The organism is Nocardiopsis camelliae, from assembly GCF_028993595.1.
Taxonomy (GTDB): Bacteria; Actinomycetota; Actinomycetes; order Streptosporangiales; family Streptosporangiaceae; genus Nocardiopsis; species Nocardiopsis dassonvillei.
On sequence record NZ_CP118614.1, the window covers coordinates 4780795 to 4806946 of the forward strand.

Consider the following 26152-nt stretch of genomic DNA (forward strand, 5'->3'; position numbering starts at 1 on the left):
CGTCCATCCCTGTCCTCCCGGAACTTCCCGGCGCCCCGGCCGCGCGCCGAGACGCCGCGGCGGCGGGAGGCGTCCTCGCGCGTACTGCGTCGCTCATCCACTGCGCACGGCACACCAGCTCCTAGGCCGCCCACCAGTACCAACCGCCCCCGCACATAACGCACGGCGCACCGTGCTCAGGCGACACATCAACCCCGTCCCAACCACGACACACCGCGGCCGCACGTCCGTCCCGACCTCTCGTCAGAACCAGCGAAAGGCAGGTACCGTCCATGTCGTCACCGTTCCTGTGGGGAGTGGCCTCCTCCGCCTTCCAGATCGAGGGCGCCCTCGACGCGGACGGGCGCGGCCCGTCGGTGTGGGACGTCTTCGCCACGCGCCCGGGCGCGGTCCGCGACGGGCACAGCCCCGCCCTGGCCTGCGACCACTACCACCGGTGGGCCGAGGATGTGGACCTGCTCGACCGGCTCGGGGTGAACGCCTACCGGTTCTCGCTCGCCTGGCCCCGGGTCGTGCCGACCGGGCGCGGCGCGGTGAACGGGGCCGGTCTGGACTTCTACGACCGCCTGGTGGACGCCCTGCTGGCCCGGGGGATCACCCCCGTGCCGACGCTGTTCCACTGGGACCTGCCCCAGGCGCTGGAGGAGGCGGGCGGCTGGAGCGAACGCGACACGGCGCACGCGTTCGCCGAGTACGCAGCGGCGGCGGCCGATCGCCTCGGCGACCGGGTGGAGCGGTGGATCACCCTGAACGAGCCCCTGGTGCACACCACCTACGGGCACGCGCTCGGCGTCCACGCCCCGGGGCGGACCCTGGCGGTACCCGAGGTGATGCGGGTGGCCCACCACATGCTGCTCGCGCACGGGCTGGCCGCCGGGGAGCTGCGCTCGCGCGGACTGGAGGCGCTGCTCACCAACAACTACTCCCCCGTCCGCCCCGCCACCGGCTCCGAGGCGGACACCGCCGCCGCGCACGCCTACGACACCCTGCACAACCGGCTGTTCACCGACCCCGTGCTGACCGGCGCCTACCCGGACCTGTCGGCCTTCGGCGTCGCGGAGGTCCCCGGTGTGCGCGAGGGCGACCTGAAGGCCGTCGCGGGCAGCGCGGACGGCCTCGGGGTCAACTACTACAACCCCACCGTGGCCACCGCGCCCGACGAGGGGTCGGGGCTGCCGTTCGGGTTCGGCGAGGTCGCCGGGGCGCCGGTGACGGCGTTCGGGTGGCCGGTGGTGCCCGAAGGGCTGGGCCGGATGATCGACCTGCTGCGCGAGCGCCACGGCGAGGCGCTGCCGCCGCTGTACGTCACCGAGAACGGCTGCTCCTACGAGGACCGGGGCTCCCCCGGCGGGCGGATCGCCGACCCCGAGCGGATCGCCTACCTGGAGGGGCACGTGGCCGCCGTGGAGGCCGCGCGGGAGCGGGGCGCGGACGTGCGCGGGTACTTCGTGTGGACGCTCACCGACAACTTCGAGTGGGCCGAGGGCTACCACCAGCGCTTCGGGCTGGTGCACGTGGACCACGCCACCCAGGAGCGCACCCCCAAGGACTCCTTCGCCTGGTACCGGGACCTCGTCGCCGCCAGGACCGCGTCAGCCGGTGCGTGAGGCAGGGCCGCGGCGCGCCCGTCCCGCCGCACGGCGGCGCCCCGGCGAGCGCACGCGTGAGCCGGGGCGCGGCCGGGGTCAGTCCGCGACGGCGTCCAGGGTGCCGCTGTCGTGGCGTTCGGGGGCCTCCTCGCCGCGCTGGCGGGCGGGCTCCCACCACCACCAGTGCGACTCGGGCACCCAGGAGGGGACCTCCTCGTCGTTGACCGGCCGCGCCCGGCCCGCCACCGCGGTGAGGGCCTCGTCGATGCGCGGGAGGGCCTCCAGGTCGCCCGGGCGCAGGAAGGCCTCCCAGGGCACGAACTCCTCGCCGAGCAGCTCCAGCATGGACCGCCGCCAGCAGGCGGGGCGGTAGGCCTCGTGCTCGCCGTTCTCGGCCGCGGTCTGGGTGCGGACCACGTACAGGCCGAGCCGGTCGGGGTTGCTGCCGCCCACCAGCAGCTCGGCCAGGGTGGCGCTGAACTCCTGGCCGCCGGGGGACCTGCGCTGCGCGGGCGTGGTCGCCCGGTACAGGGCGAAGAGGGCGGCGAAGGCGTTGTCCATCAGGGCGTCGCGGTCCCTGCGGCGCGAGGCGCTCTCGGCGAAGGCGTCCAACGCCCGCCTGGCCAGGTCCGGAAGGTCCCTGCCCGCATCCGCGCTCACCTTCACACCGCCTTGTCCGGTCCGGGGATGACGTTCGTCGCGGGCCCGTGGTCCCACCGCTTCGATGATAAGCACGCTCCGTGCCGCCGAGGTAGCCGCTTCACGGTGCCGGGGTCCGCAGTTGCCCCTCCAGGGTGCGCGCCCACTGGCGCACGATCCGGCGCCGCCGGGGCCCGTCGTCGGTGAGCAGGTTGGCCAGTCCCAGGCCGCGTGCCAGGTCGAGGGTGGCCTGGACGGTCTCGCGGACCCCGGGGACCGACTCGTCCACGCCCAGCAGCTCCACGGCGGCCCGGTGGATCTCCCGGCCCATCCGCTCCTCCATGGGGATGATCCGCTCGCGCAGGACGGGGTCGCTGGCGGCGGCCGACCACAGTTGGAGGGCGGCGCGGAAGTCCGTTCCGGTGAAGGCGTCCACGACCATCTGCACGACCGCCTCGGTGCGGCCGCCGCCCTCCGGGACGGCGGCCGCGCCGCGCCGCAGCTCCGCGCCGCGGCTGTCGAGCATGTGCCGGAGCACGGCCAGGAACAGGTCCTCGCGGGTGGGGAAGTGGTGCTGGGCGGCGCCGCGCGACACCCCGGCCCGCCGCGCGACCGCGCCCACGGTGGCACCGGACGCGCCCTCCTCGGCCAGGCAGGCCACGGCGGCCTCCAGCAGGCGGGCGCGGGTGGCCCGGCTGCGTTCCTGGCGCGGCTCGCGGTCGGCCCCGGTGTCCACGTCGCTGCCTCCCCCGTCCCCGCGTCCCCGCGGCGGCCCGTGTCCGCGCGCCGACCGCTCAGTACGACCTGGGCAGTCCGAGGGACTGCTGTGCCACGTAGTTGAGCACCATCTCCCGGCTCACCGGCGCGATGCGCGCCAGGCGGGCGGCGGCGATCGCCGACCCCAGCCCGTACTCGCTGGCCAGGCCGTTGCCGCCCAGGGTCTGCACGGCCTGGTCGACCGCGCGCACGCACGCCTCCGCGGCGGCGTACTTGGCCATGTTGGCCGCCTCCCCCGCCCCCGCGTCGTCGCCGGAATCGTAGCGGAGCGCCGCGTGCTGGGTCATCAGGCGGGCCTGCTCCAGCTCGATCTTGACCTGGGCCAGCGGGTGGGCCAGCCCCTGGTGGGCGCCGATGGGCGTGTCGCGCCAGACGGTGCGCTCCCTGGCGTAGGCCACCGCCTTGTCCAGGGCGTGGCGGGCGCTGCCCGCGGCCAGGGACGCGGCCATGATCCGCTCGGGGTTGAGTCCGGCGAAGAGCTGGAGGAGCCCGGCCCCGGGATCGCCGACCAGGGCGTCGGCGGGCAGGCGCACGTCGTCCAGGAACAGCTGGTACTGGTGGTCGGGACTGACCAGGTCCATCTCGATCCGGCGGGCCTCGAACCCCGGGGCGTCGGTGGGCACCGCGAACAGCGCGGCGGACAGGCGCCCGGTGTCCTCGTCCTGGACGCGTCCGACGACCATGACGGCGTCGGCCACGTCCACGCCCGAGATGAGGGTCTTGCGGCCGTTGAGCACCCAGCCCCCGCTGTCGCGCCGGGCGGTGGTGGTGATGCGGTGGGAGTTGGACCCGGCGTCGGGCTCGGTGATGGCGAAGGCCATGATGGTCTGGCCCGTGGCCAGGCCGGGCAGCCAGCGCCCGCGCTGCTCGGGTGTGCCGAAGCGGGACAGGACGGTGCCGCAGATGGCCGGGGAGACCACCATCATCAGGGTGGGGCACCCGGCCGCGCTGAGCTCCTCCAGGACGGCGGCCAGGTCGCCGATGCCGCCGCCCCCGCCGCCGTACTCCTCGGGGATGTTGACGCCGAGATAGCCGAGTCCTCCCGCCTCGCGCCACAGTTCGGTGAGGTAGGCGCCCTCCTTGGCGCGGGCCCGGTAGTACTCGGACCCGTACCCCGCGGCGAACGCGGACACGGCGGCGCGCAGGTCGACGCGTTCGGCGGGTTCGTTGAAGGTCATGGCACCGGTCACGGCGTGGCCCCTTCGTAGTCGAGGACGGCGAGGGGCGCCCCGGCGGGCACCCTCTGCCCCGCCGCGACCGGGATCTCCCGGACGGCACCGGCGGCGGGGGCGGTGACGCGGTGCTCCGTCTTCATGGCTTCCATGCGCAGCAGGGTCTGTCCGGGCTCGACCCGTTCGCCCACGGCGACCTCCACGGCGGTGACCGTGCCGGGCATGGGCGCGGGCAGGGCGCCGGGGTCGACCGCGGCCTCGGGTTCGGGCAGGGGATCGACGGGGGTGAGGGTGACCGACCCCAGGGGTGAGTCGACGTGGACGTCGCGGCCCGCGGCGGGGCGGTGGACGTCGAAGGCGCGGCGCAGGCCGTCCGCTTCCAGGACCACCCGGTCGGGCGCGGCCGAGAGCACGCGGACCCCGGCCTGTTCGGGCAGGTAGGACCCTCTCAGGGTGCGGTAGGCGGTGGTGGTCCGCCTCGCCTCGTCGCCGTCGACGTCGTGCCGGCGGACGAAGGGCTGGGAGGGCAGGGCGCGCCAGTTGGCGGGCACCCCGGCGGGGGCGGGGGCGACGACGCGGGCGGCCTCGGCGGCGGACAGGGACGCGGCCAGCGCGGCGAGGCGTTCGGCGGCGGGGTCGGCCAGGGGCTGGACGAGGGCGCTGAGGCGGTCGCCGTCCAGGTAGCCGGTGTGCAGTCCCTCGGGGCGGGCCTCGGCCCCGGCGAACGCGGGGTGGCGCAGCGCCCGCACGAGCAGGTCGCGGTTGGTGCCCACCCCGTGCACGCGCGCGGCGGCCAGGGCCGCGGCCAGGCGGCGCAGCGCGTCGCGGCGGTCGCGCCCGTGGGCGACCACCTTGGCGAGCAGGGGGTCGAAGTCGGCGCCGACGGTGTCGCCGGGTTCGACCCCGCTGTCCAGGCGCACCCCGAAGGCGAGCGGCGCGGCGAAGCGGGTGTCGGCGGAGACCTCGAAGGCGTGCAGGACGCCGGTGCGGGGCCGCCAGCCCTCGCGGGGGTCCTCGGCGTACAGGCGGGCCTCGACGGCGTGGCCGCGCGGCGCGGGCGGGCCGTCTCCGGGCAGGGCCTCTCCCTCGGCGACGCGGATCTGCCACTCGACCAGGTCCAGGCCGGTGACGCACTCGGTGACGGGGTGTTCGACCTGGAGCCGGGTGTTCATCTCCAGGAAGACCGGTTCGCCGAAGCCCTCCTCCCCCACGGGGACGAGGAACTCGGCCGTCCCCGCGCCGGTGTAGCCGATGGCGCGGGCCAGACGGCGGGCGGCCCCGTGCAGGCGTTCGCGCAGGTCGTCGGGCAGGCCGGGGGCGGGCGTCTCCTCGATGACCTTCTGGTGGCGGCGCTGGACGGAGCAGTCGCGCTCGCCAAGGGCCCACACGGTGCCGTGGGTGTCGGCCAGGACCTGCACCTCGACGTGGCGGCCGTGGGGGACGTAGGGCTCGCAGAACACCGCCGGGTCGCCGAAGGCCGAGGCCGCCTCGGCGCGGGCGGCAGCGGCCTCGGCGGGCAGGTCGGCCAGGTCGCGGACCACGCGCATACCGCGTCCGCCGCCGCCGGAGACGGCCTTGACCAGCACGGGCAGGTGTTCGGGGCGCACCTGTCCGGGGTCCAGGGCGTCGGCGACGGGCACCCCGGCGTCCCGGGCGATGCGTTTGGCGCGGGTCTTGGCGCCCATGCTCTCGACGGCCTCGGCCGGGGGGCCGATCCAGGTCAGTCCGGCGCCGGTGACGGCGCGGGCCAGGGCGGGGTTCTCGGACAGGAAGCCGTAGCCGGGGTGGACGGCGTCGGCTCCGCAGGCGCGGGCGGCGGCCACCACGGCGTCGGGGTCGAGGTAGGCGTCCACGGGGCCGCACCCCTCGGTCAGGGGCAGGCGCACGGCGGTGTCGGCCTCGGCCACGTGCGCGGCGCCCTCCTCGCCGGGGGCGTGCACGGCGACGGTGGCGATGCCCAGCGAGCGGCAGGTGCGCAGGATCCGGCGGGCGATCTCGCCCCGGTTGGCGACCAGGAGGCGGGTGACGGGGCGCGGCGGCGCGGGCCGACCGGGGACCGTGGCGCCCGACTCGGCGGAACCACCGGGGGGCGCGGCGGAGGGCGTGTGGTTCACGGTCTCCTCACATTCGGAAAACGCCGAAGCGGTCGGTGCCCCGGACCGGGGCGTTGTGGGCGTAGGACAGGCACAGGCCCAGGACGGTGCGGGTGTCGCGGGGGTCGATGACGCCGTCGTCGTAGACCCGCCCGGACAGGAACAGGGGCAGCGACTCGGCCTCGATCTGTCGCTCCACCATCTCCCGCAGGGCGGCGTCCTGGTCCTCGTCGTAGGGCTGCCCCTTCCCGGCCGCGGACTGGCGGGCGACGATGGACAGCACCTCGGCGAGCTGGCGGGGGCCCATGACGGCGGAGCGGGCGCTGGGCCAGGCGAACAGGAAGCGCGGGTCGTAGGCCCGCCCGCACATCCCGTAGTGGCCCGCGCCGTAGGAGGCGCCCACGAGCACCGAGAAGTGGGGGACGGCGCTGTTGGAGACGGCGTTGATCATCATCGAGCCGTGCTTGATGATGCCGCCCTGCTCGTACTCGCGGCCGACCATGTAGCCGGTGGTGTTGTGCAGGAACACCAGCGGCGTGTGCGAGCGGTTGGCGAGCTGGATGAACTGGGCGGCCTTCTGGGCCTCGGCGCTGAAGAGCACGCCGTGGTCGTTGGCGAGCACGCCCACGGGGTAGCCGTGCAGGTCGGCCCAGCCGGTGACCAGGCCGCCGCCGTAGGAGGGCTTGAACTCGTCGAACACCGAGCCGTCCACGAGGCGGGCGATGATCTCGCGCGGGTCCACGGGCACGCGCAGGTCGGGCGGCATGATCCCGAGCAGGTCCTCGGCCGGGTACAGGGGTTCGGGCGCCGACGGGCGCGGGGCGGGCCCCGCCTTCCGGTGGCCCAGGCGGGCCACGATGCGCCGTCCGAGACGGATCGCGTCGCGCTCGTCCTCGGCCAGGTGGTCGGCCAGGCCGGAGACCTCGGCGTGCATGCGGGCCCCGCCCAGCGACTCGTCGTCGCTCTCCTCGCCCGTGGCCGCCCGCACCAGCGGCGGCCCGCCCAGGAACACCTTGGAGCGCTCGCGCACCATGACCACGTGGTCGCTCATGCCGGGGACGTAGGCGCCTCCGGCGGTGGAGTTGCCGAAGACCAGCGCGACGGTGGGGACTCCGGCGGCGGACAGGCGGGTCAGGTCGCGGAAGGCCCGGCCGCCCGGGATGAAGATCTCCTTCTGGGTGGGCAGGTCGGCCCCGCCGGACTCCACCAGGCTGATCAGCGGCATCCGGTTGCGTTCGGCGATCTCGGCGGCCCGGGCGGTCTTCCTCAGGGTCCACGGGTTGCTGGAGCCGCCGCGCACGGTGGGGTCGTTGGCCACCAGCACGCACTCCACGCCGGAGACCGCGCCCACGCCGGTGACGAGGCTGGCGCCGACGTGGAAGTCGCTGCCCCAGGCGGCGAGCGGCGACAGTTCCAGGAAGGGGCTGCCCTCGTCCAGCAGGAGTTCGATCCTCTCGCGGGCCAGCAGGCCGCCCCGGGCGCGGTGGCGCTCCACGTAGCGCTGCCCGCCCCCGGCCAGGGCCCTGGCGTGCTCGGCGTCGATCTCGGCGAGCTTGGCCAGCATCGCCTCGCGGGCCTCGGCGAAGGCGGGCGAGGCGGTGTCGAGCCCGGTCCTGAGCACGCTCACGGTCGGCCCACCTCCGTCGGCACGGCCTCGGGGGCGGGGCCGTTCCCGGTTTCGGGCACGCTCACGACCGCTCCACCTCCGCCAACACGACCTCGGGAACGGGGACGCGGCGGGCGCGCAACCACTCGCCCAGCCCCTTGGCCTGGGGGTCCACGCCCTCGCGGCGCGCGGTGCCGGGGGCGAGCAGGCCCTCGATCCAGAAGTTGGCGGCGCTCAGGTTGGGCAGCAGGTGCCGGGTGACGCGCAGTCCGGCGGTCTCGGGCAGGAGTTCGCGCAGCAGGTCGGCGGTCAGGGTGGTGGCCAGCCACCGCCACGCCGTCTCGCCGCGCACCCACACGCCCAGGTTGGCGTCGGCGCCCTTGTCGCCGCTGCGCGCGCCCAGTACCAGGCCGAGCGGGACCGGGCGCGCGGGGCCCCGGGGCAGGGGTTCGGGCAGCGGGGGCTCGGCGACCTCGGCCAGGGCCCGGGTGCGGGTCGCGGGCGCGACGGGCACCCGCGCGCCGTCGGGCAGGATCGCGGTGTGGGCGACCTCGGAGGCGGGCACGAGCACGTGTGTGGCGGCGACCCCGTCGGGGCGGGCGTCGCTCGGCGGCGCGGTGAGGTGGAACCCGGCGTAGCTGCCCAGGGCCAGTTCCACGGCGGCCGCGCCGAAGGAGCGGCCCACGACCGCGGGGTCGTGGTCGCGGGCCACCACGCGCAGGCGGGCGGTGGCCGCGTCCTGGGTGTCGCCGTGGGGGTCCTGGGCGGGCACGAGGGTGAAGCGCAGGTCGTCGGGCGCGCGGTCGGCGAGGGCGGCGCGCATCTGGCGTTCGGCCCGGGCGGCCTTGGCCTCGGCGTCCAGGCCGGTGACCAGGAACTCGAGCTCGTTGCGAAAGCCCGTGAGGCTGGTCAGGCCGACCTTCAGGTCGGGGGGCGGCTCCTCGCCGCGGGTTCCGCTGAGCAGGACGCGGTCGGGCCCCTGCCCGGTGAGGCGCACGGTGTCCAGGCGGGCGGTGACGTCGGGGCCGGGGTAGCGGGCGCCGGCGACCTCGTAGACGAGTTGGGCGGTGACGGTTCCGGTGGTGACGGCGCCGCCGCTGCCGGGGTGCTTGGTGATGACGGCGCTGCCGTCGGCGTGGATCTCGGCGAGGGGGAAGCCGGGCCGGTCCAGGTCGCGGCCCTCGCGCAGGAGTTCGGCGGCCAGGGCGTAGTTGCCGCCGGTGGCCTGGGTGCCGCACTCGATGACGTGCCCGGCGACGGTGGCCCCGGCCAGGGCGTCCAGGTCCCCGGGGGTCCAGCCGAAGTGGGCGGCAGCCGGGCCAACGGCCAGGGAGGCGTCGGTGACGCGGCCGGTGACGACGATGTCGGCACCCGCCTCCAGGCAGGCTGCGATGCCGAAGGCGCCCAGGTAGGCGTTGGCGGTCAGGGGGGAGCCCAGGTCGAGTTCCTCGGCGCGGTCGATGAGGTCGTCGCCGGTGACGCAGGCGATGCGGGGTTCGAGGCCGAGCCCGTCGGCGAGTTCGGTGAGCCGGTCGGCGAGGCCGCGCGGGTTGAGGCCGCCCGCGTTGGTGACCACCCTGGTGCCGCGTTCCATGACCAGCGCCAGGGTCTCGCGCATCTGGCCCAGGAAGGTCCGGGCGTAGCCGCGGCCGGGGTCGCCGAGCTGGTCGCGGCCGAGGATGGCCATGGTGAGCTCGGCCAGGTAGTCGCCGGTGAGGACGTCCACGCGCCCCTCGGTGAGCATCTCGTGGACGGCGGCGAAGCGGTCCCCGTAGAAACCGGAGGCGTTCGCGACCAGCAGCGGGGGCGCCGGGGTGGCAGCAGCGGTCATGGACACGAGGGTGACACCGGCCACACGGAAAAACAAGCAGGTGTGCTTGTTTTTCCGGACGGGCGGTCGGGCCCGAGCGGACACGGTGGGCGGGCGCGGTATGGCCGGAACCGGCCACGGGGGCGTGCGTTACTCCCCCTCGGAGCGGGGGGAGGCGCGCGGTAGTTTGGCGCCGTGAACACCTCGCGAGAAGACACCAACCCCGCCGACGACGCCGCGTCCCCCGAGACGACGGCGGAGGCAGCGGAGACGACGGAGGCGGCGCCGACAGCGCGGACGTCGGCGGAGGAGGCCCCGGAGGCCGGAACCACCGGGAGCACCGGGGCCGCCGGTACCGCCGGGCCGCCCGAGGAGGCCGGGGCGCGGGGGACGCGTCAGGAGAGCGACGCCAGCGGCGCCTTCATCGCGGGCGCGCCGACCCGATCCCCCAGCGGCCTGTTCGCCGCCGAGACCTTCAGCGTCATCGCCCTGATGCTGTTCGTCCTCACCGCGTTGAACACCCGGCTCTTCGAGCTCTTCGGCTTCTTCTTCGTGGGCCGGGTCCCCACCGACACCAGCGCCGGGGAGGCGAGCGCGCTCGCGGCCGAGGTGATGGTCGCGGGCGGGCTGAGCGCGCTGACCGTGCTCGCCGGGGCCCTGTCGCTGCTGCGGGGAGGGGCGGCCACGCGGGCGTGGAGCCGCTGGGGCGCCGCCGCGGCCGTGATCGTGGGCACGCTGCTGGTCGTGGTCTCGGTGCTGACCTTCGCCACGCTGCCGTCCGGGTCCTGAACAGGGGTTTTGTAGAAACTCCCTTGGTACTTCGGCGGGTAGGTTGACCGCGTGAGTACATCAGCGGAAGGCAACGACCCGACCGATCCCACCCGGGGGCCCGCACGGGACCCCGGCCGCGAGCCGGAGCCCGGGGCCGACCCGGCCACCGGGACCGGGGTTCCCGCGCATGAGCCCGCCATGGTGGAGGAGCCCCTGCTGGAGCCGGACTCCGGGGTGGCCGCCCCGGGGCGCACCGACCGGCCCAGCGGCCCTCTGGGCGCGGAGACCTTCGCCCTGACCGCGCTGTTCCTGCTCGCCGTGACGGTGCTTTCGAGCCAGCTGGTCCAGCTCTTCACCACGGTGGTGCTCATCGGCGACCAGCCGGTGCCCGTGGACCAGGTGTCGCAGTTCTCCGTGCAACTGCTCATCGGCGGCGGCCTGGCCGCGCTGACGGCGATTCTGGCGGGGCTCGCACTGGCCCTGGCGAGTTTCAGGACCCGGCCCTGGGCGCGGTGGCTGGCCACCGCCGTGCTGATCGTGAGCCTGCTGCTGGTGCTGCTGGCGGTCGTGGCCTACGTCATGATGCCCGCGGGCAGCGCGCCCCAGCCCATGCCGATGCCGAACTGACCCGCGCGGGGCCGGGGAGCCCCGCCCGGCTGTGGGGCGGTGACCGGAGGTCCGGTCGCCGCCCCACAGCCGTGGTCCAGGGTCAGGCGATCCGGTCGATCAGCAGCGGCCGGGCCTCGTACCCCGCCCCGCCCTCCGGTTCGACGTCGAAGGCCCCCTCCAGCGCCTCGGCCGCGCGCTCGAACCGCTCCGCCTCGTCGGCGTGCAGCGTGAACAGCGGCTCCCCCGCCACGACGCTCTCCCCCGGCTTGGCGTGCAGGGTCACCCCCGCCCCGAAGGACACCGAGTCCTCCTTGCGCGCCCGGCCCGCGCCCAGCCGCCACGCGGCCAGCCCCACCTGGTAGGCGTCCAGCCGGGTCACCGTCCCCGATGTCGGAGCGAGCACCACCCGGCGCTCGGCGGCCACCGGCAGCGGCGCGTCCGGGTCCCCGCCCTGCGCCCGGACCAACCTCTTCCACGACTCCAGCGCGCTGCCGTCCCGCAGCGCCTCGGCCGGGTCCTTGACCCCGCCCTCACCGGGGACGAGCCCGGCCGCGGCCAGCATCTCCCTGGCCAGCGCCACGGTCAGCTCCACCACGTCCGCCGGCCCGCCGCCGGACAGCACCTCCACGGACTCGGCCACCTCCAGGGCGTTGCCCACCTGCCTGCCCAGCGGAACCGCCATGTCGGTGAGCAGGGCGACCGTGCGCACCCCGTGGTCGTTGCCGATGCCGACCATCGTGCGGGCCAGCTCGCGCGCGGAGTCGGCGTCCTTCATGAACGCCCCCGACCCCACCTTGACGTCCAATACCAGCGCGCCGGTTCCCTCGGCGAGCTTCTTGCTCATGATGGACGCGGCGATCAGCGGGATCGACTCGACCGTGCCGGTCACGTCGCGCAGCGCGTAGAGCTTGCGGTCGGCCGGAGCCAGCCCGGACCCGGCCGCGCAGATCACCCCGCCCGTGGAGTCCAGCACCTCCCGCATCTCGCCGGTGGACAGCGAGGCCCGCCACCCGGGGATCGACTCCAGCTTGTCCAGGGTCCCGCCGGTGTGCCCGAGCCCGCGCCCCGACAGCTGCGGCACGGCCGCCCCGCAGGCCGCGACGGTGGGCGTGAGCGGCAGGGTGATCTTGTCGCCCACCCCGCCCGTGGAGTGCTTGTCGGTGGTGGGCCGCGCCAGGTCGGAGAAGTCCAGGCGCTCCCCCGAGGCCAGCATCGCCTCGGTCCAGCGGCTCACCTCGGCCCGGTTCATCCCGCGCAGGAAGATCGCCATGGCCAGCGCCGACATCTGCTCCTCGGCCACCTCGCCGCGGGTGTAGGCGTCGATCACCCAGTCGATCTGGCCGGGGGTCAGCTCTCCCCCGTCGCGCTTGGCCCGGATGATCTCGATGACGTCCATGTCGTCTCCTCTCGACTGGCGGAAGAAAAAGGGCCTCCCCGGACGCCGCCGAGCGGCGGCGTCCGGGGAGGCGGAACTAGCGCGAAAGCACGGTCACACGAGGCTGTGCGGACCGAATGCCTGCGGCAGCACCCGGTCCATGGTCCAGACTCCCTCGGGGGTGTCCACGAGCAGCTGAGGCCCGCCGTGTTCGAACAGGAGCTGACGGCAGCGCCCGCACGGCATGAGCAGCTCGCCCCGCCCGTCCACACAGCTGAAGGCCGTCAGACGGCCCCCGCCGGAGGCGTGCAGGGCGCTGACCAGGCCGCACTCGGCGCACAGGGCCAGCCCGTAGGAGGCGTTCTCCACGTTGCAGCCGCTGACGACGCGGCCGTCGTCGACCAGCGCCGCCGCGCCCACCGGGTAGCGGGAGTAGGGCGCGTAGGCGCGGCCCATGGCCTCGCGGGCGGCGGCCCGCAGGGCCTCCCAGTCCACGCTCGACGGGTCCAGTGGTGCGTCGGTCATGACCGGCTCGCCCTCCACTGCTTGCCGACACCGGCCGGTGGCCGGAGCCGTTGCGAGGCCAGCGAGAGCACCAGCAGGGTGGCGATGTGCGGGCTGTAGGTGGCCAGCTCGCGCGGCAGCGAGTCGGTGGAGAAGTACCACGCGAACAGCAGCACCGCCGTGAGCGCGCCGAAGGCGGCCAGGCCCTTGCGGTCCCGGCGCACCTGCCACACGGCCACGCCCACCAGCGCCACGGCCAGGAGCAGAAGCAGGGCGTGCACCGCCGCGCCGCCGCCGCGCACCTGGAGGGCGTCGGTGTAGCCGAACAGGCCCGCGCCCATGGCCAGGCCGCCCGGACGCCAGTTGCCGAAGATCATCGCGGCCAGGCCGATGTAGCCGCGCCCGCCGGTCTGGCCCTCCTGGTAGATCTGCGAGGCGACCACGGACAGGAACACGCCGCCCATGCCCGCCAGGCCGCCGGAGACGATCACCGCGACGTACTTGAGGCTGTACACCGGCACGCCCAGGGACTCGGCGGCGTCGGGGTTCTCGCCCACCGAGCGCAGCCGCAGGCCGAACGTGGTCCGCCACAGCACCAGGTAGGTCAGCGGGATCATCAGGATCGCGACGACCGTCAGCGCGGGCATGTTCGTGGTCGCGCCGAGCACCAGCGAGGCCAGGTCGCTGACCAGGAAGACCCCGCTGTCGGCGACCGGCCTGAGCACCTGCGCCACGAGGGGCAGGTCCCACACCGGGAACGAGGGCGTCGGGGGCGACTGGGCCGCGCCCGCGCCCTGCACGTCGGAGTAGACCAGGATCGACAGGTAGCGCATCGCGCCGAGCATGAGGATGTTGATCGCCACGCCGGAGACGATGTGGTCCACCGCGAAGGTCACCGTGGCCACGGCGTGCAGGAGCCCGCCCGCCATACCGGCGAGCACGCCCGCCAGCAGCCCGATCCACGGGTTGCCCGTGGACCAGGCGAAGTAGGCGCCGAACCAGGTGCCCAGGATCATCATGCCTTCGAGGCCGATGTTGATGATGCCCGCGCGTTCGGCCCACAGACCGCCCAGCGCGGCCAGCCCGATGGGCACCGCGAAGGTGATGGTGGTGCTGATGGTGCCCGCGTCGGTGAGCATGTCGTGCCCGGTGATGACCCGCAGGCCCGCCAGGGACACCAGCACCGCGCCGAACAGGGTGAAGAAGCGCCAGCGCGCCCACCCCCGGGGCCGGGCGGCGGGCTTGGCCACCGGCTCCATCACGTTGATCTCCTGGCTCACTTGGCCTCCCCTCCGCGCCTGTCCTCGGATCCGGGTGCGGTGCCCTCGGCGGTGGACCCGTCCGCGGGGGCCGGGGACGCCTCGTCCGCCGACACCTTCACCGTCTCCGGTGCGGGCGACTCGGCGGTGGTGCCGAGCTGCCTGCCGATCTGCTGCTGCTGGTAGCGGCGGCCCCAGCGGTGCACCACCTCGTAGACCACGACCACGGTGAGAACGATGGTGGCCTGGGAGATGACCGCGATCTCCTGCGGGATGCCGTCGAAGGGCAGGATGCCCGACGCCTGGTTCAGGAAGGCCCAGAACAGGGCGGCGAAGACGATGCCCACGGGGTGGTTGCGGCCCAGCAGGGCGATGGCGATGCCGATGAAGCCGATGCCGGTCGGGAAGTCCAGGGCGTAGTAGTGCGAGCTGCCCAGCAGCTGGGGCAGGCCCACCAGACCGGCGACCATGCCCGAGAAGAGCATGGACAGGAACACCATCTTCTTGACGTTGACGCCGCTGGCCTCGGCCGCCGTCTGCGACTGGCCGGTGGCCCGCAGCTCGAAGCCGAAACGGGTGCGGTTGAGCATCACCCAGTAGCCGATGCCGACGGCCACGGCCAGGAACACGAACCCGAAGATCCGCTCGTCCGAGCCGAGGAAGCCCGCCGGGATGCCGGGCACCCAGGAGGACTCGGGCATCGGCGGGGTGCCGATGTTGTTGGTGCTGATCTCCACCGCGAGGCGGTCGGTGCTGAGCAGGTAAGCGGTGACGCCGGTGGCGATGGAGTTGAGCATGATCGTGGAGATCACCTCGGACACGCCGCGGGTCACCTTGAGGTACCCGGCGATGCCCGCCCACACGCCGCCCACGGCCACGGCCGTGATGACGATGACGATCTGGCTGAGCACCGGCGGCAGCACGAGGTAGCCGCCCACGGCGGCCGACAGCAGCGCGGCGAGCCGGTACTGGCCGTCCACGCCGATGTTGAACAGCTTCATCTTGAAGCCGATCGCCACCGCGACCGCGGCCAGGTAGTACGTGGTGCCGTCGTTGATGACGCGCACTAGGCTGTCGGGCCGGGTGCCGTACTCCAGCATCCGCTCGAACGTGGCCAGCGGCGGGATGCCGCTGAAGAACAGCACGGCCGCGGTGACCGCGGTCGCGATGACCCCGGCGGCCAGGACCGCGGCGAAGGACAGCGCCAGCATGGCCGACAACCGGTGGAACAGCAGGAAGGCCGCGGCGGAGCCGACCAGCGCGCCCAGCGCTGCGGCCACCGGCTCGATCAGGGACAGGTCCAGGAACCACGCGGCCAGCAGACCGGCGGCCACCGACAGCACGAGGGCGGTGGGCACCACCAGCGTGTTGTGCAGGGCGGTGCCCTCCTCGCGGGCGCCGTCCGCGCCCGCACGGCGCTCGCGCGGCACCATGGGCCCGGACCAGGCCACGAAGGCGAAGGCCACGACCACGCCGATGATCAGCGCCGCCCACCACAGCAGCGCCGTGTCCAGGGCGACGGTCAGTGCCACGCCCAGGGCGATCGCGACACCCGCGGCCGCGGGTGCGGGCAGGGTCATCGCGGGACGGGGGATCCTACTCATGCGCCGCCCTCGCTTCCGTGTCGGTCGGCACCGCTGTCGCCTTCCGTGCTCTGGTCGGCCCGGTGCAGTCCGGCGCCGGTCATGGCCGAGCCCAGCTGTTCGGGTGTGACGGTGGTCGGGTCGGCCTGCGCGACCAGTCGGCCGCGCAGGATGACGTGGAGGGTGTCGGACATGCCGATCAGCTCGTCCAGGTCGGCGGAGACCAGCAGCACGGCCAGGCCCGCGGCCCGGGCGTCGCGCAGCTGTTCCCAGATGGCCGCCTGGGCGCCCACGTCCACGCCCCGGGTGGGGTGGGCGGCGACCAGGAAGCGCGGGGAGCCGCTCATCTCCCGGCCGATGATGAACTTCTGCTGGTTGCCGCCGGACAGGGCGTCGGCGATGACGTCGATGCCCGGGGTGCGCACGTCGTACTCGGCGACGATGCGCTCGGAGTCGGCGCGCGCGCCGGTCCTGTTGATCCAGGGGCCGCGGACGCTGGGCTCCTTGGTCTGGTGGCCCAGGATGCGGTTCTCCCACAGGGGGGACTCCAGCAGCACGCCGTGCCGGTGGCGGTCCTCGGGGATGTAGCCCACGCCCGCCTCGCGGATCCTGAGGGTGGACCAGCCGGTGATGTCCTGCTCCTCCAGGCGGATGCGCCCGGCGGCCAGCGGGCGCATGCCCATGATGGCCTCGATCAGCTCGGACTGGCCGTTGCCCTCGACACCGGCGATGCCGACGATCTCGCCCCGGCGGATGTCGGCGCTCACCCCGTCCACGACGGCGCGGCCGTCGGCGGAGTGCACGGTGACCCCGTCCAGGGACAGCACGACGTGGTCGGTGACGGTGGACTCGCGCAGTTCGGGCACGGGCAGCTCGCCGCCGACCATGAGCGTGGCCAGGTCCCGGGCGGTGGTGGTGCCCGGGTCCGCGGTGGCCACGGTGGTGCCGCGGCGGATCACGGTGATCTCGTCGGCGACGGAGAGCACCTCGTCCAGCTTGTGGGAGATGAAGATGACGGTCAGGCCCTCGCGCTTGAGCTCGCGCAGGTTGTCGAAGAGCTCGTCGACCTCCTGCGGGACCAGGACGGCGGTGGGCTCGTCGAGGATGATGGTCCGCGCGCCGCGGTAGAGGACCTTGAGGATCTCCACGCGCTGGCGGTCGCCCACGCCCAGTTCCTCCATGAGGCGGTCGGGGTCGACCCCCAGGCCGTACTGGGCGGACAGCTCGCGGATGCGCGCGCGGGCGCGGTTGCCGATGCCGTGGCGGCGCTCGGCGCCCAGGACCACGTTCTCCAGCACGGTGAGGTTGTCGGCGAGCATGAAGTGCTGGTGCACCATGCCGATGCCGTTGCGGATGGCGTCGGAGGGCGAGCCGAAGCGCACCTCGCGGCCCTGGACGTAGATGTGTCCCTCGTCCGGCCGGTGCATGCCGTACAGGGTCTTCATCAGCGTGGACTTGCCCGCACCGTTCTCGCCGACGATGGCGTGCACGGTACCGGGAGCCACGGTGATGTCGATGTCGTGGTTGGCCACGACGCCGGGAAAACGCTTGGTGATCCCGCGCAGCTCAACGGCGGGGGGCGCCAGTGCCCCCTCGCCCGATGGCGTGCTGCTCATCAGTCTCCTCGTGGAATGTGCGGTGTGGCGCCGCGGAACCGGCCGGGTCGCGGCCGCTGCCGGACGCCCCGCCGCCGAACGGCAACCGGGGCGGCACCGACCGGGGATCTACCCCGGTCGCTGCCGCCCGTGGATGCTGGCCGCCGCGGGCGACCCCGCGACGACGTGTGTTCCTGGACCGGGCTCTGGCGCCCGAACACGGACCGAAGCGAAGCGGAGGTCCAGGGGAACACGGTCTACGGCTCGGTCGGGACCTCGATCTCGCCGTCGATGATCTGCTGCTTGATCTCGTCCAGCTGCTCCTGGATCGGGCTGATCGCCTCCTCGTTGGAGGTGGTGTAGTCCACGCCGCCGTCGGCGAGTTCGAAGCGCTGGACGCCGCCCTCGACCTCTCCCTCGGTGGCGGCGGAGATCAGCTCGAACACGGCCACGTCCACCTGCTTGATGGCGGAGGTGAGCACGTGCGGCTTCTGGTCCTCTGCGGCGTTCTCGTACTGGTCGCTGTCGACGCCGATGAAGGTGAAGTCGTTGGCCACGGCCGACTCCAGGATGCCGTTGCCCGACGCGCCGGCGGCGTGGTAGATCACGTCCGCGCCGCGGTCGTACTGGGCCTGCGCGGTCTCACGGCCCTTGGCGGGGTCGCTGAAGCCGCTGAAGTCCGGCGGCTGGCTCAGGTAGTCGACCTCGACGGTGATGTCCTCGTTGACGTGCGCCACGCCCGCGGCGTAACCGGCCTCGAACTTGCGGATCAGCGGGGTCTCGACGCCGCCGACGAAGCCGACGTGGTCCTCCTCGGTGGTCAGCGCCGCGGCGGCGCCGGCCAGGAAGGAGGCCTGCTCCTCGGCGAAGACCAGGCTGGTGACGTTGTCGACGTCGGCGATCTCGGAGTCCACGATGGCGAAGTGGACGTCCGGGTACTCCGGCGCGACCGCGCGCACGGCGCCGTCGTAGGCGAACCCGACGGCGATGACGACGTCGTAGCCCTCCTCGGCCATGGTGGCCAGGCGGTCCTCCTTGGCGGACTCGGCCTCGCCGTCGCTGGGCTCGAAGTCGTTGGTCTCCACGCCGAGTTCCTCGGCGGCCCGCTCCAGTCCCCGGTAGGCCGAGTCGTTGAAGGAGCGGTCGCCGCGACCGCCGACGTCGTAGGCCAGGCCGACCTGGAGCTCGGAGGCGGACTCCTCGCCGCCGCCCTCGCCGCCGCCCTCTTCGGCCGCGCTGTCACACGCGGTGAGGGCGAGCACACCGGCTGCCGCGACCGCGGCGAACCTGACTGTGTTGCTGCGCTTCACTTCTCACTCCTCTTACGCCCTCTCGGCGGCCAGCATTCGCTCGCGACCGACCTGAGTTCTGCAGCCGGACGATATCCGGTGGCCGAAAGTACATCTAACCAACGGGCGGAGTTGTTATGAAGGCGAGAGCGTAGCGACACGGGTCCTTACCCGAAAGTCGACAAGCGCGCACCCGAAGCGGTCCGGTGTGTTTCGGGATTGTGTTGCGCGGGGGCTGTTCCCCGCCCCGACACGGCATTACCACGCATGGCTGCGCCTCCTTCACCGGTTGTCACACCGGCACGTCGGAGGGGGCCGGTCTAGACCGGACTAACCGCGTCGGACGGCGGGGGCGGCGGGGCCGCGCACGGCGTCAGTCGGCCAGGAAGTCCAGCACGGCCTGCCGGAAGCGGCGGGAGGAGACGGCGTTGACGTGGTCGCGCCCGGGGACCTCCACGTGCGTGCCGCCGCAGCGCTCGGCCAGGGCCGCGGCGCCCTCGGCGAGCGGATCCCCGGCGCCCGAGACCAGCAGCACCGGAAGTCCGCTGAGCGGGGGCTCGGCGTCGAAGGGGCGCGAGGCCTGGCCGCGCGCGCAGGCGGCCAGCGCGGCGGGGTCGTTGGAGGGCAGGGCGGCCACCGTGCGGTAGACGCGGTCGAAGGGCGTGTCCCCGGAACCGGGGTCGGACAGGTCCGTTCCGGCGAAGGCGTTTTTCGGTCCGAAACCACCGAGAACGACCCGCCTGACGCGTTCGGGGGCGGTCAGCGCGAGTTCCCAGGCCAGGCGCGAACCCATGGAGTAACCGACCACGTCGACCTTGTCCACCGCCAACTCGTCGAGCACGGAGAGGAGGTCTGCGACGAAGTGTCCGGGCAGGTAGAAAGCGCTGTCGGTCGGTTTGTCGCTGTTTCCGTGACCGCGCAGATCCGGCCCGATCACCCGTAGCCCGGCCGACTCCAGGGCCTGCGTCCACCCGGCGGCCCGCCAATTCATGCCGAAGTCGGTGCCGAAACCGTGCAGGAGAAGTACGGGGACCCCGTCCTCCCGGCCCTGCGGACGCAAATCCGCATAACGCATTGTCACGCCGCCGGTGAGATTCGCGGACATGAAACCACCCACCATGTTTTCGAAAAGAAAAGGGAAAAACGCGGGTCCCGGTCGGATTTTCCTCCGAATGGGGTGCGCCGGGGGGCGCCCCCGTTCGTGTCTTCCTCCGAACGGGACCCGCGGTCGGCCGCCGTCAGTCCGTCGGGGGCTTGAGCCGCACCCGGCGGGCGGGCCGGGCCTGTTCCTCGGGGACGCGGCCCACGATGCCCGCCCGGGGCGCGTCGCCGGAGGCCTGGACCGCGAAGGTCACCAGGGGCGCGCCGACCGGGACCACCTGGTCCTCCTCTGCGTGCAGCTCGACGATCCGGCCCGCCTGGGGCGAGGGGATGACCACCGCGGACTTGGTGGTCTCCACCTCCACCAGGGGGGCGTTGCGCTCGATCTCCTCGCCCACGGCGACCTGCCACTCCAGGACGGTCGCCTCGACCAGCCCCTCGCCCAGGTCGGGGAGGGAGAAGGTGATGTTGTCTTCTGCCATGGTCGCTCTAGTACTCCAGGGTCCGTTGCACCGCGAGCAGGACGCGGTCGATGGTCGGCAGGTACTGCGGCTCCAGGGGACCCGCGGGGTAGGGCACGTCGAACCCGGTGACGCGCTGGACGGGGGCGGACAGGTCGCGGAAGCAGTGCTCGGTGACCAGGGCGGCCACCTCCGCGCCGAGCCCGGCGGTCAGCGGCGCCTCGTGCACGACCACGGCCCGCTTGGTGCGCGCGACCGAGGCGGCCATCCCGGCGGCGTCCAGGGGCTTGAGCCAGCGCAGGTCCAGCACCTCCAGTTCCACGCCGTCCTCGGCGGCCAGCTCGGCCACCTGGACGCAGCGGTGCACCATGGCCCCCCAGGCGATGAGGGTGGCGTGCCTGCCCGCGCGCACGACGCGGCTGGCGCCGATGGGCTCGCTGGGCTCGCGCAGTCGCACGGGCCTGCGGTCCCAGTAGCGGGCCTTGGGCTCCATGTAGACGACGGGGTCGTCGGAGCGCACCGCCTGGAGCAGGAGGCTGTAGGCGTCGGCGGGGTCCGAGGGCGCGGCGACCTTGAGGCCGGGGGTGTGCGCGAAGAGCGCCTCCAGGCTCTCGCCGTGGTGCTCGGGCGCCTGGATGCCGCCGAAGGAGGGCAGGCGCAGGGTGATCGGCATGGGGGTCGCACCGCGGGTGCGGTAGTTCATGCGCGCCACCTGGTTGACGATCTGGTCGATCGCGGGATAGGCGAAACCGTCGAACTGGAGCTCGGGGACGGGCCGCCAGCCGTTCATGGCCAGGCCGACCGCCATGCCCATGATGGCGGACTCGGCCAGCGGGGTGTCGAAGACACGCGTGTCCCCGAACTCCCTCTGGAGCCCGTCGGTGACGCGGAAGACCCCGCCCAGGGCGCCCACGTCCTCGCCGAAGACCAGCACGTCGGGGTCCTCTGCGAGCAGGTCGCGCAGGGCGCGGTTGATGGCCTGCTGCATGGACAGCTCGACCTCGGGGGCCTCGGCGGCGGTGTCGGCGCGTTCGATCAGCTCGGTCACAGCTCGACCTCTTCCTGCCAGGTGCGGCGCTGCCGGGTCAGCTCCTCGGTGGTCTCCCGGAAAACGTGGGTGAACAGCTCCGATCCGTCCGGTTCGGGCGCGGTGGCCACCCCGTCGCGGATGCGCTCGGCCTCCCGGCGGGCCTCGGCGTCGACGCGGGCGAGTCCGCCCTCGTCGGCGTGCCCGGCGGCGAGCAGAGCCGCGCGCAGCAGGGTGAGGGGGTCGCGCTCGCGCCAGCGCCGGGCCTCGGCGTCGTCGCGGTAGCGGCCGGGGTCGTCGGAGGTGGAGTGGGGCTCCACGCGGTAGGTGAGCGCCTCGATGAGGGTGGGGCCCTCGCCGCGGCGGGCCCGGGCGACGGCCTCGGCGGTGGCCTCGTGGACCGCGCCCGCGTCGTTGCCGTCCACCAGCACGCCGGGCATGCCGTAGCCCTCGGCGCGCGCGCTGACCGAGCCGCCCGCGACCTGGCGGTGGTTGGGCACCGACAGCGCCCACTGGTTGTTCTGGCAGAAGAAGACGACGGGGGCGCCGAAGACCCCGGCGAAGTTCATGGCCTCGTGGACGTCGCCCTCGGAGCTGGCGCCGTCGCCGAAGTAGGCCAGGGCCACGCCGTCGTCGCCGCGCAGCCGCTCGCCCACGGCCCAGCCGACCGCGTGCGGGACGGGGCCGCCGACCACGGCGTTGACTGCGCCGAACCGCGAGGCCGCGACGTCGTAGAGGCCGCCGTGCCACAGGGCGCGGTGGGTGGCCATGTAGCCGACCATCTCCACCCCGTAGGCCAGGGCGGAGGCCATCTCCCGGTAGGTGGGGAAGACGAAGTCGCGCGCGGGGTCCAGGGCCGAGGCGCTGGCGACCTGGGCGGCCTCCTGGCCGCGCACGGACACGTAGGCGGGGAAGACGCCCTGGCGCTGGAGGGCGATGGCCTCGGTGTCCAGGTCGCGGGCGGTCCTCATGTGGCGGTAGAGGGCACGGGTGAGGTCGGGCGGCAGGTGGCCCACGGTGATGGCGCCCCGGTCCGCCGGCTCGCGGGGTGAGGGGTCCGGACGCACGGCGCCTGCGTCGGGAGCGGCGGCCCCGCGCGGGTCCTGGGGCGAGGGCGGGCGGCTGGCGGGCATGTCGAGCGGCTCCCAACGTGGCCCTGTCCCGCGCGGTGGCGCGGTCCGGGCTCCGGGCGGTGTCTGTCCTGTACGCAGATTCTCCGCAAGACTCGACACTTTCGCTAGATATCCGTCGCTAGTTGATACATACGGGAACGAAATTCGCCATATCGCCCCCTATCGTCCAGCGCGAACCCCGTTCCACCCGGGAAAACGACACACGGGCCTATACACCTCACGAACGCCGTCGGATCCCGGGAGGGCGCGAGCCGCGACCGAGAGCGCACGCGGGGTCGCGGTGAGGGGGTCCACGGTCACGGAACAGCCGCGATCGGCCGCGGCGGGCGCACTTCCCGGCGCCGAGCGCATACGTTCGAGGCACCGGTCATCCGGTCAACGAACCCCCCCGATTTCCCGACACTTGGACCCCACGGAACGCCGCGACAAGAAGTTCTGTCGTGTTCCGGGCCGCGCGGTGTAGGCGCCGCCGGTCCGGGAAACCACCCCATCCACCGACCGCGTCGACCACGAGTACAGTCGGACTCCCGACGCGCCTCCCCCCGCCCGTCGGACCCCGCGCCAGGGTCCCCGCTCCCGTCCTCCTCCGGCGCCGCCCCCGCGGCGGCCGGAGGGGGTGCCCGAACGCCGCGCATCTCGCCGACTGAGATTCCGATAGACGGAAACAACGTTTACCTGGTAACTCGTTAGCCCCGGTCAACGACGACAGTGAGGGGCTTCGTCCTGAAACAAGAGCACACGAGGAGCACGCACATGGCCATGGGCGACCAGCGGAGGAACGGCCGGCGGCCGGACACGACCGACCAGACGATCCTGAGCGCGCTCGCCAAGGACGCGCGGACCGGGATCACCGAGATCGCCGCACTGGCCAACGTGTCCCGCGCGACGGCCTACAACCGCATCAAGCGGCTCACCGACGAGGGCGTCATCCGCGGCTACTCCGTGGTGACCGACCACTCCAAGATGGGGCTCGGCGTCACCGCGCTCGTCCTCATCTCGGGCAGCCAGCCGGACTGGCGCGCCAACCGGGAGATCCTGTCCTCCTACCCGGAGATCGAGTACTGCTGGTACGTCGTGGGCTCGGCGGACATCGTCCTCCTCGTCCGCGTGGCCAACACCAACCAGTTGCGCGACCTGATCCTCACCCGGTTGCAGTCGCTTCCCGGTGTGACGTCCACCCAGACGCTCACCGTGATCGACGAGGTCGTGCACCGGCCGGTCGTGGAACCCGCCGACGGCGACTGAACGGCGCCCTCAACCCCCGACAGCCACGGTGACCGAGGCCATCAGCTCGGCGAGCAGGTCCGAGCCCAGTGCGCGGGTGGCCGCCACGTCACCGTCCACATCCAGCACCACCTCGACGTAGGCCTTCAGCTTGGGTTCGGTCCCCGAGGGCCTGAGCGTCACACGTCCCCTGCCCTCCAACCGGAAGCGCAGGGCGTCCGTCGGCGGCAGACCCGCGTGTCCGGCGGCGAAGTCGTCCACCCCCACCACCCGCAGGGGACCGAACGCGGCGGGCGGTTCGGCGCGCAACCGCCGCATCGCCGCGGAGATGACCGACAGGTCCTCCACCCGCACCGACAGCTGGTCGCCCAGGTGCAGGCCGTACCGGCGCGCCTGGTCGCCGAGCAGGTCGAGCAGGGTCGCCCCCCGCCGCTTGGCGCGTGCGGCGAGCGCCGCCGCCACCAGGGCCGCGCTGATCCCGTCCTTGTCCGCGACGGGGCGGCCGCCGTCGGCGCCCACGCAGTAGCCCAGCGCCTCCTCGAACGCGAAGACCCGCCGCTGCCCGGGACCGCCCGCGCGCGCCAGCCACTTGAAGCCGGTGAGGGTCTCCTCGTAGTGCACGCCCCGGTCGCGGGCGATCTTGCCGAGCAGGCTGGAGGAGACGATCGAGGCGGCCACCACCCGGTCGGACCCGCTGGTGTGGTCGAGCACGTACTCGGCCAGGAGCCCGCCCACCTCGTTGCCGGTGAGCAGACCGTGTCCGGGGACCGCGAGCGCGAGCCGGTCGGCGTCGGGGTCGTTGGCGATGACCAGGTCGGAGCGGTCGGCGGCGCCGGTGGCCAGCGCCATGTCCATGGCGCCGGGCTCCTCCGGGTTGGGGAAGTCCACGGTCGGGAAGTCGGGGTCGGGCTCGAACTGGGCGGCGACCACGGACGGACGGGGGAACCCGGCCCGCTCCATCGCCGCCAGCAGCACCCGGCCGCCCACCCCGTGCATGGCGGTGTAGGTGGTGGCCAGGTCGCGGTCCCCGCCCGGGACCAGCGCGGTGACCGCGTCCAGGTAGCGCTCCACCGCCTCCTCCCCCAGAACCGTCCACCCCTCGCCCAGGGGCAGTTCGTCGACCGGGCCCACCGCGTCGATGGCGGCGGAGATCTCGGCGTCGGCCGGGGAGACGATCTGGGTTCCCGCGTCGGCGCCGCCGCCCGCCTTGGCCGCCCCCGCGTAGACCTTGTATCCGTTGTCCCGGGGCGGGTTGTGGCTGGCGGTGACCATGATCCCGGCGTCGGCGCCCAGGTCGCGGACGGCGAAGGCCAGGACGGGGGTGGGCAGCGGTCCGGGCATGAGGGACACGCGGTGCCCGGCACCGGTGAGGACGGCGGCGCTGTCGCGCGCGAAGTCCGACGAGCGGTGCCGGGCGTCGTAGCCGATGACCACGTGCCCGGGGCTCTGGCCGAGCCAGGCGGCGATCCCCGCGGCGGCCCGCATGACCACCACCCGGTTCATCCGGTTGGGGCCCGCGCCGAGGGCGCCGCGCAGCCCGGCGGTGCCGAACTCCAGGCGGGCCCCGAAGCGGGAGTCCAGGTCGGCCAGCGCGTCGGCCTCGCCCCGGCCGGCGCGCTCCACCAGTCCCGCCAGCTCCGCGCGCGTGTCGGGGTCGGGGTCCTGGGCGATCCACTGCCTGGCCCGGGCGAGGTCGGTCATGGGGTTCCCCTCAGAGCTTGGCGGTGATGTCGGCGAGCAGGCGGCCGACCGTTCCGGCGGCGTCGCGGCCGGTGGCCAGCACGTCCTCGTGGTCGAGGTTGGCCCCCGTGAGCCCGGCCGCGACGTTGGTGACCAGGGACAGGCCCAGCACGCGGGCGCCCGCGGCGCGGGCGGCGATCGCCTCCAGCACGGTGGACATGCCGACCAGGTCGGCGCCCATGGCGCTGAGCATGCGGATCTCGGCGGGCGTCTCGAAGTGCGGGCCGGGCATGGCCGCGTACACGCCCTCGGGCAGGGAGGGGTCCACCGAGCGGGCAAGCTCGCGCAGGGCGGGGGTGTAGGTCTCGGTGAGGTCGACGAAGGTCGCACCGGTCAGCGGGGACCGCGCGGTCATGTTGAGGTGGTCGGCGATGAGCACCGGGGTCCCCACCGCGTAGGCGGGGTTGATGCCGCCCGCGGCGTTGGTCAGCACGACCGTGGTGGCCCCGGCCGCCACGGCGGTGCGCACGCCGTGCACGACGGCGTCGGTTCCGTGGCCCTCGTACAGGTGGGTGCGGCCCAGGAAGGCGAGCAGGGAGCGGTCGCCCGCCCTGATGCTGCGCACGGTGCCGCTGTGGCCCTCCACCGCCGGGGGCACGAAGCCGGGCAGGTCGGTGGTGGGCAGCTCCTGGCCGGAGTCGCCGAGCAGGTCGACCGCGGAGGCCCACCCCGATCCCATGACCAGGGCGACGTCGTAGGCGTCCACGCCGGTGCGCGAGCGCAGTTCGGCTGCGGCCTCCTCGGCGGCTGCCTGGGGTGTGCGAGTCACAGCGGGTCTCTCCGTTCGTTGGCGCC

General features: G+C 73.8%; 22 protein-coding genes. 4 read left to right on the forward strand and 18 right to left on the reverse strand.

The window, feature by feature from the left end; all coding sequences use genetic code 11:
* Positions 1-272 precede the first annotated feature (272 nt).
* Positions 273-1607: a GH1 family beta-glucosidase gene (locus PV789_RS20840; protein WP_274974174.1), complete on the forward strand. Its 1335-nt coding sequence runs from the start codon at positions 273-275 to the stop codon at positions 1605-1607.
* Between the two features lie 78 nt (positions 1608-1685).
* Here the strand turns inward: PV789_RS20840 and PV789_RS20845 are convergent, their stop codons facing one another.
* From PV789_RS20845 to PV789_RS20870, 6 genes are all read right to left on the reverse strand, one after another.
* The gene (locus PV789_RS20845; RefSeq protein ID WP_274974175.1) at positions 1686-2255 is read right to left on the reverse strand and encodes a hypothetical protein; all 570 of its coding nucleotides are present in this window, start codon (positions 2253-2255) and stop codon (positions 1686-1688) included.
* Positions 2256-2349: 94 nt separating this feature from the next.
* On the reverse strand, positions 2350-2964 hold the full coding sequence (locus PV789_RS20850; protein WP_274974176.1) for a TetR/AcrR family transcriptional regulator: 615 nt from the start codon (positions 2962-2964) through the stop codon (positions 2350-2352).
* A gap of 58 nt (positions 2965-3022) precedes the next feature.
* Positions 3023-4195 (reverse strand): acyl-CoA dehydrogenase family protein, encoded by a 1173-nt coding sequence (locus tag PV789_RS20855; RefSeq protein WP_274974177.1) that lies wholly within the window; start codon positions 4193-4195, stop codon positions 3023-3025.
* Positions 4192-6291: an ATP-binding protein gene (locus PV789_RS20860; protein WP_274974178.1), complete on the reverse strand. Its 2100-nt coding sequence runs from the start codon at positions 6289-6291 to the stop codon at positions 4192-4194. Before PV789_RS20860 ends, PV789_RS20855 begins: the two co-directional genes overlap by 4 nt.
* Before the next feature lie 7 nt (positions 6292-6298).
* A complete protein-coding gene (locus tag PV789_RS20865) occupies positions 6299-7897 on the reverse strand; it encodes an acyl-CoA carboxylase subunit beta (protein WP_274974179.1) in 1599 nt (532 codons plus the stop codon).
* 61 nt (positions 7898-7958) lie between these two features.
* Positions 7959-9731, reverse strand: coding sequence for an acyclic terpene utilization AtuA family protein (locus PV789_RS20870; protein ID WP_274974180.1), 1773 nt, complete (start codon positions 9729-9731; stop codon positions 7959-7961).
* 150 nt (positions 9732-9881) lie between these two features.
* Between PV789_RS20870 and PV789_RS20875 the strand changes: the two genes are divergently transcribed.
* Together PV789_RS20875 and PV789_RS20880 are read left to right on the forward strand one after the other, a co-directional pair.
* A complete protein-coding gene (locus PV789_RS20875) occupies positions 9882-10475 on the forward strand; it encodes a hypothetical protein (protein ID WP_274974181.1) in 594 nt (197 codons plus the stop codon).
* A gap of 51 nt (positions 10476-10526) precedes the next feature.
* Positions 10527-11084: a hypothetical protein gene (locus tag PV789_RS20880; RefSeq protein ID WP_274974182.1), complete on the forward strand. Its 558-nt coding sequence runs from the start codon at positions 10527-10529 to the stop codon at positions 11082-11084.
* An 82-nt stretch (positions 11085-11166) separates the two neighbouring features.
* Here the strand turns inward: PV789_RS20880 and PV789_RS20885 are convergent, their stop codons facing one another.
* The 10 genes from PV789_RS20885 to PV789_RS20930 all read right to left on the reverse strand — a co-directional run bounded on the left by PV789_RS20885 (position 11167) and on the right by PV789_RS20930 (position 22276).
* Positions 11167-12462 (reverse strand): thymidine phosphorylase, encoded by a 1296-nt coding sequence (locus PV789_RS20885; RefSeq protein ID WP_274974183.1) that lies wholly within the window; start codon positions 12460-12462, stop codon positions 11167-11169.
* A 93-nt stretch (positions 12463-12555) separates the two neighbouring features.
* Positions 12556-12984, reverse strand: coding sequence for a cytidine deaminase (locus tag PV789_RS20890; RefSeq protein WP_274974184.1), 429 nt, complete (start codon positions 12982-12984; stop codon positions 12556-12558).
* A complete protein-coding gene (locus tag PV789_RS20895) occupies positions 12963-14225 on the reverse strand; it encodes an ABC transporter permease (protein ID WP_274974185.1) in 1263 nt (420 codons plus the stop codon). Before PV789_RS20895 ends, PV789_RS20890 begins: the two co-directional genes overlap by 22 nt.
* Positions 14222-15808, reverse strand: a complete 1587-nt coding sequence (locus tag PV789_RS20900; RefSeq protein ID WP_274974186.1) for an ABC transporter permease — start codon at positions 15806-15808, stop codon at positions 14222-14224. The genes PV789_RS20895 and PV789_RS20900 overlap by 4 nt, the downstream gene beginning before the upstream one ends.
* Entirely contained in the window at positions 15805-17403 is a 1599-nt protein-coding gene (locus tag PV789_RS20905; protein WP_274974187.1) for an ABC transporter ATP-binding protein, read from the reverse strand. Before PV789_RS20905 ends, PV789_RS20900 begins: the two co-directional genes overlap by 4 nt.
* A gap of 236 nt (positions 17404-17639) precedes the next feature.
* Positions 17640-18692 (reverse strand): BMP family lipoprotein, encoded by a 1053-nt coding sequence (locus PV789_RS20910; protein WP_274974188.1) that lies wholly within the window; start codon positions 18690-18692, stop codon positions 17640-17642.
* Between the two features lie 352 nt (positions 18693-19044).
* Positions 19045-19746: an alpha/beta fold hydrolase gene (locus PV789_RS20915; protein ID WP_274978199.1), complete on the reverse strand. Its 702-nt coding sequence runs from the start codon at positions 19744-19746 to the stop codon at positions 19045-19047.
* A 163-nt stretch (positions 19747-19909) separates the two neighbouring features.
* Complete coding sequence (locus tag PV789_RS20920) at positions 19910-20254, reverse strand: biotin/lipoyl-containing protein (RefSeq protein ID WP_274974189.1); 345 nt, start codon at positions 20252-20254, stop codon at positions 19910-19912.
* A 7-nt stretch (positions 20255-20261) separates the two neighbouring features.
* Positions 20262-21281 (reverse strand): alpha-ketoacid dehydrogenase subunit beta, encoded by a 1020-nt coding sequence (locus PV789_RS20925; RefSeq protein ID WP_274974190.1) that lies wholly within the window; start codon positions 21279-21281, stop codon positions 20262-20264.
* The gene (locus PV789_RS20930; RefSeq protein ID WP_274978200.1) at positions 21278-22276 is read right to left on the reverse strand and encodes a thiamine pyrophosphate-dependent dehydrogenase E1 component subunit alpha; all 999 of its coding nucleotides are present in this window, start codon (positions 22274-22276) and stop codon (positions 21278-21280) included. Before PV789_RS20930 ends, PV789_RS20925 begins: the two co-directional genes overlap by 4 nt.
* An 870-nt stretch (positions 22277-23146) precedes the next feature.
* Here PV789_RS20930 and PV789_RS20935 point away from each other — a divergent pair.
* Positions 23147-23638, forward strand: coding sequence for an Lrp/AsnC family transcriptional regulator (locus tag PV789_RS20935; protein WP_047869398.1), 492 nt, complete (start codon positions 23147-23149; stop codon positions 23636-23638).
* A gap of 9 nt (positions 23639-23647) precedes the next feature.
* On the opposite strand, the gene PV789_RS20940 is transcribed toward PV789_RS20935, so the two are convergent.
* Positions 23648-25318 carry a phospho-sugar mutase gene (locus PV789_RS20940; RefSeq protein ID WP_274974191.1) on the reverse strand — a complete coding sequence of 557 codons (1671 nt, stop codon included), beginning with the start codon at positions 25316-25318 and terminating at the stop codon, positions 23648-23650.
* Between the two features lie 10 nt (positions 25319-25328).
* Positions 25329-26126: a purine-nucleoside phosphorylase gene (locus PV789_RS20945; protein WP_274974192.1), complete on the reverse strand. Its 798-nt coding sequence runs from the start codon at positions 26124-26126 to the stop codon at positions 25329-25331.
* Between the last annotated feature and the right edge of the window lie 26 nt (positions 26127-26152).